Raw genomic sequence first — 9,382 nt, 5'->3', positions numbered from 1 at the left:
AAATGATTTAGGACTGCTATAGTAAATAGTTCAGTATAATTAAAAGCCAAAACTAGAGAGCGTACCGCCCGCCCCGCAGTCGCTACGCTCTTCTAGGTTTTAAGTTTACTTATGGTGGGCTACCTATACAGAACCATGGAAATATCAGACATTTCTGAAGTTATTGAAGATAATAATGAGGACGATGACGATCACCAAACGTCAGGGGATGAGAAAAAATCTCCTGATTCATCCGATCGCCATAAAGATGATCGCCATAAAGACAAACACAAGAACAAACTCAATAATTATGTAGCCATCACAGTGGTGATGTTTGTCACCTTTATGGGAGTGTGCAAGGTCAAAAGCGATAATGTGGTACAGGCGATGCAAAAAGCTCAAGCCGATCGCATTGACACTTGGTCATTTTATCAAGCACGTAATTTAAGGGCTGAGGTGGCGAAATCCACCGCTGCCCAGTTGAAATTGCAGTCTCTGTCCCAGCAACCTAAAATTCGGGCTGAGTATGACAAGGAAATTGCTAGGTATGAAGCATTAGCCGTCAAGCAAGATACCGAAAAAGAGAAATTGCAGAAACAAGCTCAAGATGCGGAAAAGCTCTACGATCAGTTGAATATTCATGACGATCAGTTCGATCTGTCCGAAGCTGCCTTTGCCCTAGCGATCGCCTTACTTGCCATGACCTCGCTCACCCAAAAAGGGTGGCTATACGGTGCGGCGATGATCCCCGCCGCCTTTGGGCTATTTATGGGGCTAGCGGGTTTACTAAACTGGGATACCCATCCAGAAGCACTAACGAAGCTTTTGTCAGATAATGTAATTAACCACAGTCATCAACAAGTTACAACTCGACCAGACGAACAATGGTTTCCCCATTTGTCTCCTAGCAAAAATCTATGAAAAACTTTATTCAAAACCTACTCCGCTACCCTCAATTTTTAGTGTTAATTATTGGCGGTGTTTTGTCAGTAGCGATCGCCCCAATCATTCCCTTGCTGAAAAAGCCCGTAACCGCGATCGCGATGATTGCGGCGATCGTCAGTGGATTTATTGGCGTATCCCTAGTCTTAAGAGCAATGCTAGGACTAGACATCGCTTAGCATAGTCTCATGGCAGATCTTGATTGGGACTAATTTTCTTTCATTAATAACCCGCAGCTAAGCAATCTCACAGCAATATGTTGGGTGAAGAAAAAATATGTTAGAGATAATAATCGTTCTATTAATAGGTATAGCACCGCCAATCCTATCCCTATGGATACTTCATCGCACTCAATCGCACTATCGCCAAATAAATTTGGCGATCGCAACTCCCCTAGCCCTCAAGCTCAAAGCATTGCCCCCCGCCGATCTGACCTACATTGATGGGTTTGGCTATGCGATCGGTAAAGTTAGCTGTAAATACAATGCTCGATCTGCATATCTTCGTTGTGCTGTCAATCCTAGTGGGTCTTGCCAAGATTGTTGCTATTACGACAGTCTATAATTGAAACTCCTCAGATATCATTTCAAATCTGCCTATCAAAGTACAAATTTATGGCTACTACTAGAAGAGTCGCGCGAGTCGCCGAATTAATTAAGCGGGAAGTCAGCAATATGCTGCTCAAAGATATTAAAGACGATCGCGTTGGTATGGGCATGGTTAGTGTTACCGATGCCGAACTATCGGGCGATCTCCAACATGTGAAAATCTTTGTCAGTATCTATGGTACTGAAGAAGCAAGACAACAAACAATGGAAGCTTTGGCTTCCGCAACTGGCTTTATTAAACGTGAAGTGGGTCAAAGGCTTGCCTTACGTCGCGTTCCTGAGATAGTCTTCCATGAAGACCGCTCCTTTGAACGGGGTGTTAAAGTCCTATCTCTTATCAATCAACTTAGCCGAGAACGCGAAGAAAAGGAGTCAACCCCAAGTGATTGAGTTGATTAAGGCGGGTGGGTTAGTTATGTATCCCCTCATGCTTCTATCCGTATTTACTTTGGCTGGGATCATGGAACGCCTAATCTTTTGGTTTGGCATTCTGAGACAGGAGAAAAAAACTGCCGAAAATATTTTAACGATCGCTCGGCAAGATCTCAAACTCGCTGCGGTAGCGGCGGAGCAATCCTTAAAAGTGCCTGTAGCCCGATTTCTCTACGCGCCCTTAGCCCTAGAAGATCCCGATCCTGAGTTATTTCGCCTTGCCCTTGAGAGTACCGCCGATGAGGAGTTAGCGGGAATGCTCAAGGGTGAAAAACTGCTAGAAGCCTCGATTACCCTAGCACCCTTATTAGGGCTATTAGGAACGATTACGGGACTAATTGTTTCCTTTGGGTCTCTAAAAATTGGCGACGTGGCTGCCAATACAAAATCAGGTTCCTTAACCCAAGGGATCGGCGAAGCCCTGATTACAACGGCAACGGGATTGATCATTGCAATTTTTGCTTCCGCATTTCACCGCTTGTTCTTAGCATTTCAAGATCAACAAAGTAAGCTATTTATAAAATTTGGGAACCAGTTAGAGCTAATCTACCGCCAACATTGGCAGCAGCAATCGCGACTGTAGCAAAAAGGTTCGCTACGCGAACCTTTTTGCTAGGGATTGGTCGGTGATGCCATTTTGAGTAATAGCTCGGAGTCGAGGAGAAAAACCGTTTGCGGCTCGGATTTTTTGATAGGGACTTGCATGATGTGGCTAGAAATGCCGAGGGAATCGCGATCGCGATATTCGGGTGTTATTGCCTGCAAGGTATGGACGGGGACATCTGCCACATTGGGCAAAGAGGCGATCGTAATACCATACAAACTATTTTTGCCCGTAAAAATCACTAAAAAACCCTTGGAAATATTAGTTTCCGTAGCATAGATCTGCTTATATAAATCGATAACTAAAACTTCATGATCCTCATAGGTGGTTATTCCCAAAAGCTTGTTACCGCTACGATGGATAGTCGGCAAGGGAATAATTTTCACCACGCTATCCAGCCCTAACGCTAAATTGAGATTTCCCATTGAGAAAATTAAAAATTTAAGCTTTTCTTCTTTTTTCTTATTGCTGAGCATAGTATTTGGTTGAGGATTGGGATTTTAGAGCTAGGAACCGAATTGCTAGACTGTTTTCTCTAATGGTGCATCCAAGGGCTTCTCCACGGTTAGCCTTTGAATAGTTTTAATTAATTCTTGTTCAAGATAGGGTTTGGTGAGATACCCTGAAGCCCCCAGCATCTGAGCAACGCCGCGATGCTTAGATCCACTGCGGGAAGTTAGCATGATGATCGGCATATTTTGATAGCGGCTATCTTTGTGACAGGCAGCTAAAAACTCAAATCCATTCATATTGGGCATTTCCACGTCGCACAATACAGCCTGAATTTCCGCATGTCTTCCTAGCTGATCGATCGCATCGCGTCCATCGTTGGCTTGGATTACCTGATAGCCAAATTTGGTTAAGGTGAGATCGAGGGATTGGCGAGCCGTGAGGGAGTCATCCACAATGAGAATGGTTTTCCTCTGGAGTACATTTGGTCTCGCTTTTAAGGCTGGTGGCTCGAGGGTTTGCTCGCTGGTCAATGGCAACAAGGCAACGGACGCTTTTGCAGGAGTCAGGATATCAAGTAAAGCCGAACTATCAATGACTGGGACAAGTGTACCGTCTCCCAATACTGTACAGCCGTATAGATAGGGCGGTGGCGCGATCGCTTTACCAAAAGGTTTAATCGCTAATTCCTGCTCGTTTAAGACGCGATCGATCGGCAAAGCGACAATCTCCACATCGTCGGAAAATAGTAATAATGTGATCTGATTTTCATCGGTGAAAGTCTCAGTATTAAATATATCTAGGGATTTCTTAGGTAATGGATATCCATCCGCAAAGATAGACACAGGATAGAGGGGAATCAACCGATCCTCAAAACGATAAAACTCTCTACCTTGAATAATTTGAATTTCATCGGGATCGATAATCACAATCCCTAGTAGGGTGTCAATGGGGATTGAGAGCAAGCGATCTTCAATGCTGAAGATCAACAACTTGGCAATACTGAGGGTAAGCGGCAATTTAATCGTAAAGGTTGTACCTTGACCGACCTCAGATTTAATGTCAATGGATCCTTTGAGACTACGAACTTGCTCATAGACCGTCGCTAATCCCATGCCTCGCCCCGACAGTTCGGAAACCGTATCTGCGGTCGAAAAACTGGGAGCAAACAGGAATTGATAGGTTTCTTCGTTGGAAATCAAATTTGCTTTTTCAAAATCCAATAGCCCTGCTTCAATCGCCTTAGCCTTGATATTGGCAGGGTTAATGCCCTGACCGTCATCTTTAACTTCGATATAGGTTTGGTTACCGCGATAATAGGCTCGAATTTCAATGGTGGCAATGAGGGGCTTGCCGAGATCGATCCGTTTTTGGGTCGGTTCTGTACCATGATCGAAGGCATTGCGCACGAGATGCACAAAGGGGTCGTAAAGCTTTTCGAGGATGGATTTATCAACTAACGTCCCCGTTCCCAATAGTTTGAGGTTGACTTGTTTATTATATTTATTGGACATCTCTCGCACCATGCGGGGCAGGCTACTGAGGATATCGCCCAAGGGCAACATTCTTGCCCAGAGTAGGTCATACCGCAACTGCTTTAAGATTTGTTGTTTACGCCGTTGGGTTTGCTGCGTTTGCTGCATGAGCATAGCCATGTCGCGCATCCCTTCATCCATCTGCGCAATATCTTCGAGAGCTTCTTGGATAAAACCATGCAAACGGTTGTAAGAATCCATTTGCAATGGATCGAAATCAGCTAATAAATCAATGGATGTTTGGGGTTGAGATGAAGTATGTATTTCTTGAGTCGTGACCTGTTTTCGTTGAGTTTTGTCAAGCCAATTCTGAAGATTTTTGGAAAGAAGCTCGAAGTTTTTAAATTGTTTCTGAATACGGGCAATCTTGGAATGTAACTGCTGATTTTGAAGATGCGAAGCATTCTCTTGAGTCACTAATTCGCTGGAGACGTTATTTAGGCGATCTAGTCTCGGTAAATCGACCCGTATGGTTTCAGAGATATAGGGAGCGGCATTTCTTTGAGAATTAATCGTATTTTGGGGAATAGCAATATTCGCTGTAGATTTCTGTGGTGGCACAGGCATAGCCGATTTCTGCGGGGATACGACTGGCTTTGCTGGTTTCTGTGCTGATGGGGCTGGGTTTGCGGGTTTAACCTGCTTTGGTTCGGCTAATACTGACTCTTTTTGATTGAAGAAATCTTGTAAATCTTCTAATGTTTGCTCATCGTCGAAATGCTCAACTGTATTTGCATTTAACGGTTCATTTTCGCTAGCATCTAAATGGGGGATAAAAATATCAAAGTTCTGATCGATTTGATCGAGATCTAGAGCGTCAAAGTTTTCAAATTCGTGAGGTTCTTCTGGGGGCTCAAAACTTAATTCTGAGGAAATATCATTTAAATCCTCAAAACTTGACGTTTCCCCAAAATCCTCTATATCCATTTCTGGAAATAGAGTAGGCTGTCCATCAACATCTTCAAAATTTAGCTTCGATAGGAATTCGGGCTGACCATCTAATCCTATGAATGAAATATCGTCGATTTGCTGTTCTAGGGATTGAAACCAATGTTCGGGATCGTTCGCATCTTCATTTAAATTTTCGCTTAAATGGAGATTTAAGTTTTCGCTTAAATCTCCATTTAAGTTTTCACTAAAAATTATCGATTCAGCATGATCTAGATCGGATTGCGCAAGGGTAATCAGCTCTCGACTTGGTTGACCGCCTTGGGTGCGATCGCCTGCTAAAACTGCCGCGCGAGCTGCTTCAAAATTGGCAACTGCAACCTTACCCACTAAAACAGGATGTTCGGGGTTATGTTCTAGAGCTTGGAGAGTGGCTTGGGCGATCGCTTTAAAGCCCGATAAATTCAATAATTCCCCAATGCCATTAAATACCTCTATTTGGGCGCGAATTTCGCCCTTTACGGGTACACCTTCAGGGTTGGCGAGGACATTTTGGAGGCGTAAGATGCCTTGTTGCACATCTCCTTCAAAGACGATTTGCACGATATCTACACCCAGCTCGGCTGCCGTTGGCAATTCAACCTCTTCGTCAGTATTACCTAGGTATAGTTTTAATACTTCAAACACTGGCTCCGCAGCAGCGATCGCTGATTCCGCCTCATAATGCCCCAATTGCAGTTGATCCATGAGTGGCAGGCGCAAACAATCATAGGCTTGTAGCAGCAAACCCTCGACATCTTGATCGATTTCGCCTTCAAAGCGGTAAAGAGATCGAAAGACATCTTCTAATTGATGGGCGATCGTTTTAATTCCCTCAAAATTAAGGCTTGCCGCACCACCCTTAATCGAATGAGCCGCTCGCATAATTGCATGAACATTGGCGGTACTCCGATCCTCACGTAGAGAGAGCAAACCAGTTTCAATCGTCTGCAAAAATTCAGGTGCTTCTTGCTTAAAAAATTGATAGGCTTGATCATGAATTTCTGTGTCTGAACTGTACATGGTTGCTGTGTTGCTTCTCTTCAATGGGTTAGCTGACTTTAAACTGCGCTACACTGACCTGCAATTCCTCAGCAACCTGTAGCAGATCGCTAAAGGAATCATTCAGGACTTGAACATAGCTAGAATTGGAATTAGCGATCGTGGCAACGTTTTGGATAGTTTGGCTTGCCTCATCTGAAGTTTGTGATTGCAGAGAAGCGGTTTGCGTAATTTCTCTCACTAGTTGGTTGACGATCTGGCTGGAACTAGCAATGTCAGAGAGTTTTTGACGGGTTTCTTCCACCAGTTGGGAACCACTGTTTACCTGTCTTGTCCCCAAGGACATAGTCTTGATGAGGTCGTTAACTTGGGCTTGAATTTCTTCGATCAGTTGGCGAATTTCTGTAGTTGCTTTTGCCGAACGTTGAGCCAGCGCTCGCACCTCGTTGGCTACTACCCCAAATCCTTCTCCTTCCTCCCCTGCTCTTGCCGCCTCAATGGAAGCATTGAGCGCCAACATATTAGTTTGGTTGGCAAAGCCGCTAATCAGCTTCACAACCTTGGAGATCTTCTGTGAGGCTTCTCCTAGCTGTTGCACTTTTTTGGCTGTTTCGGCAACGGTGTCCCGAATGACGGTAAAACTTTCAACGGTAGTATTCATCGCAGTATCGCCTTCCGCGAGAGCCTGATTCGTCGATTTTACCTGTGCTTCAGCTTGGGATGCTTGCATTGCCACCTTGGTGATGGAGTTGCTAAGCAGTTGAATGCGTTCGAGGGTTTGGGCGATCGCCAATACCTGCTCTGAGGCTCCATGGGATACATTTTGGATGATTGCTTGGTTGCGATCGACGTTGTGAGATACCGATTGTGATGCCGACTGCACGGCTAGTACGAGTTTGCGTAGACTGCTAATTGTGGAATTATAAAAGTCAGCGATCGTGCCAATTTCATCCTCCGTAACCTTTGCGCGAATAGTTAAGTCCCCACGACTGATTGGATCGACCTCAATTAGTAGTTCTAAGGCTCGTTTTTGCAGGAATTCTTTAGCCTGACGTTGTTCCTGAATACGCAGTTCTGCTTCAGTACGAGCCGTCTCCTGCCGAGCTTCGGCAATGCGTTCCGATTCTAGTTGTTTTTCCGTAATCAAAACTTCTAGTTGCTCAGCCATCTTATTAAGCTCTTGCGACAAGGTACCGATCTCATCACGCCGCTCGCTATCTGTTAAACGTTCGCCCATTTCCCCCCGCCCGATCTTTTGCGTAAAGCCCGATAAGCGGCGTAAGGGACTGGAAAAAGAAACGGCGATCGCCAAACCCAGCGCACCTGCCACTACGATCGAGATTGCGGCAATCCCATAGCCCTCAATGGACAATTTGGCTAAAAGCTCTTGAATTTCGGTAAAGGGACGCGCTACCGCCGCAATGCCTATGGGTTTAGCATTGGGGTCAATTAACTTTCGATGGTCGTAAAGAGGGCTATAGAATGCCGTCTCATTTATACCTGCAACGTTAGTTTCACCGATATAATCCTGCCCTTGCTGAAGTACAATCTCCGACACTTCACGGGCGGCGCGAGTGCCGATCGCTCTAGTATTGTCAAGATTTTTCGTATTTACGTTAACGTAGGGGGTATTGGTGCTAATGCGCCAATCCTGAGCAAAGATCGATGCAATTGGAATGTTGTATCGTTTAGAGAACTTATCGACAATGCCATAGTTGCGATTGAGTAAAGTTCCCACTACTGCCGTGCCAACTATACGACCTTTAATCTTGATCGGATATACTGCCATGCTCACCAATCCAGACTTGCCCTGCTCAACGTTATAGTTTCCTTCTGGGGCTGGTTGCTTAGGTTCTGGTAGCCCCTGAATGGGCTGGGGACGCAAGCCGATATTGGCGGGTTTCTCCAAGCCGAGAGTTTGCAAGTCCTTGGATTTGAGCAATTCGATCCCATACATGGGCTTGCCTGTAGCGATCGCATCTTTGACAATGGGAAGATCCGCCAAATTACTACCCGTGGGAACGACTCCCGATTTGTAGGATTGAACTATTAGCTCTGAGCCGCTGGGCGCAAGTGGCGGAAACTTAGAAAAATCTTCATCAAGAACGAGGATATTACCTTCAATACTACGTCCGAGATTATCAGTAATTAACTTAACATGCTTGATTGACTCTGGATCTTTACCTTCACTACTAATCTGTAAAAGGGATGGGAGACTAGCCCGTTTAGCGGCGAGTTCTTGCGGATCGCTCACATTTAAATTACTGTCTTCAATCGCTTTGGCGATCGTTTCTGCATCCTGTTTGCTTTCAGAATTCGTCCACATTACGTACTCCGACACAAAAAACGAACCTTTTTCCTTTAGGGAAGTTCGTAAATCTTTGAGAGCAGATTGTTCTGATGAGCTAACTAGGGTTTGAGTCACAATTAATACAGGCAGACCCGAAGCTAGTAATAGGACAATTGATAATTTCCATCTTACGCCCAAGTTATTCCATGCTTGGGCTGGCAATTTCCAGAAAGGGACTTGAGGCTGAGGTATGGGTTCCTTGACTTTAATCGCAGTGATCGATCTTGATTGGGTTGGGATCGTTTTTGCAGTGGGATCGGATGGGGGAATATCGGGCTTGTCTTTTAACAACATAATGCTAGCTCTGGGACGATATATTGATTGGGTGAAAACTTGGAAATCTCAGTTTAATTTTCTATTTAATTTTCTATTTAATTTTCTATTTGAATTTCTATTTGACTCTCTGAGGAATGAGAATCAGCATCTTTTATCTCCATTCCTTTAATTTAATAATTGATGATTATTAATTATTAATTATTAATTATTAATTAAGTAGGCTTAATCAAACACAAAACCCTAAAACCTGCGGCGCAGCGTGCGCCGCAGGTTTTAG

The 9,382-nt window shown here is 44.4% G+C and carries 8 protein-coding genes; 5 read left to right on the top strand and 3 right to left on the bottom strand.

Features of this window, described 5'->3' with window-relative positions:
* Positions 1 to 135 precede the first annotated feature (135 nt).
* The 5 genes from AC805_RS00635 to AC805_RS00615 all read left to right on the top strand — a co-directional run bounded on the left by AC805_RS00635 (position 136) and on the right by AC805_RS00615 (position 2,544).
* Positions 136 to 900, top strand: coding sequence for a DUF4337 domain-containing protein (locus AC805_RS00635; RefSeq protein WP_055073618.1), 765 nt, complete (start codon positions 136 to 138; stop codon positions 898 to 900).
* Positions 897 to 1,100, top strand: a complete 204-nt coding sequence (locus tag AC805_RS00630) for a DUF751 family protein (protein WP_055073617.1) — start codon at positions 897 to 899, stop codon at positions 1,098 to 1,100. The genes AC805_RS00635 and AC805_RS00630 overlap by 4 nt, the downstream gene beginning before the upstream one ends.
* A 97-nt stretch (positions 1,101 to 1,197) precedes the next feature.
* Positions 1,198 to 1,485, top strand: coding sequence for a DUF6464 family protein (locus AC805_RS00625; RefSeq protein ID WP_055073616.1), 288 nt, complete (start codon positions 1,198 to 1,200; stop codon positions 1,483 to 1,485).
* 50 nt (positions 1,486 to 1,535) lie between these two features.
* Complete coding sequence (gene rbfA / locus AC805_RS00620; RefSeq protein WP_009627305.1) at positions 1,536 to 1,919, top strand: 30S ribosome-binding factor RbfA; 384 nt, start codon at positions 1,536 to 1,538, stop codon at positions 1,917 to 1,919.
* On the top strand, positions 1,912 to 2,544 hold the full coding sequence (locus tag AC805_RS00615) for a MotA/TolQ/ExbB proton channel family protein (RefSeq protein ID WP_055073615.1): 633 nt from the start codon (positions 1,912 to 1,914) through the stop codon (positions 2,542 to 2,544). The genes rbfA and AC805_RS00615 overlap by 8 nt, the downstream gene beginning before the upstream one ends.
* Before the next feature lie 29 nt (positions 2,545 to 2,573).
* On the opposite strand, the gene AC805_RS00610 is transcribed toward AC805_RS00615, so the two are convergent.
* From AC805_RS00610 to AC805_RS00600, 3 genes are read right to left on the bottom strand one after another with little or no spacing between them, the layout of a single operon-like run.
* Positions 2,574 to 3,041, bottom strand: coding sequence for a chemotaxis protein CheW (locus tag AC805_RS00610; RefSeq protein ID WP_055073614.1), 468 nt, complete (start codon positions 3,039 to 3,041; stop codon positions 2,574 to 2,576).
* Between the two features lie 45 nt (positions 3,042 to 3,086).
* Positions 3,087 to 6,500 (bottom strand): hybrid sensor histidine kinase/response regulator, encoded by a 3,414-nt coding sequence (locus tag AC805_RS00605; RefSeq protein ID WP_055073613.1) that lies wholly within the window; start codon positions 6,498 to 6,500, stop codon positions 3,087 to 3,089.
* 28 nt (positions 6,501 to 6,528) lie between these two features.
* Positions 6,529 to 9,123 (bottom strand): methyl-accepting chemotaxis protein, encoded by a 2,595-nt coding sequence (locus AC805_RS00600; protein WP_055073612.1) that lies wholly within the window; start codon positions 9,121 to 9,123, stop codon positions 6,529 to 6,531.
* Between the last annotated feature and the right edge of the window lie 259 nt (positions 9,124 to 9,382).

It is taken from the genome of Pseudanabaena sp. 'Roaring Creek', from assembly GCF_001402795.1.
Taxonomy (GTDB): domain Bacteria; phylum Cyanobacteriota; class Cyanobacteriia; order Pseudanabaenales; family Pseudanabaenaceae; genus Pseudanabaena.
Note: the sequence above shows the minus strand (reverse complement) of the source record. Positions and strands in the feature narration are given on the sequence as shown.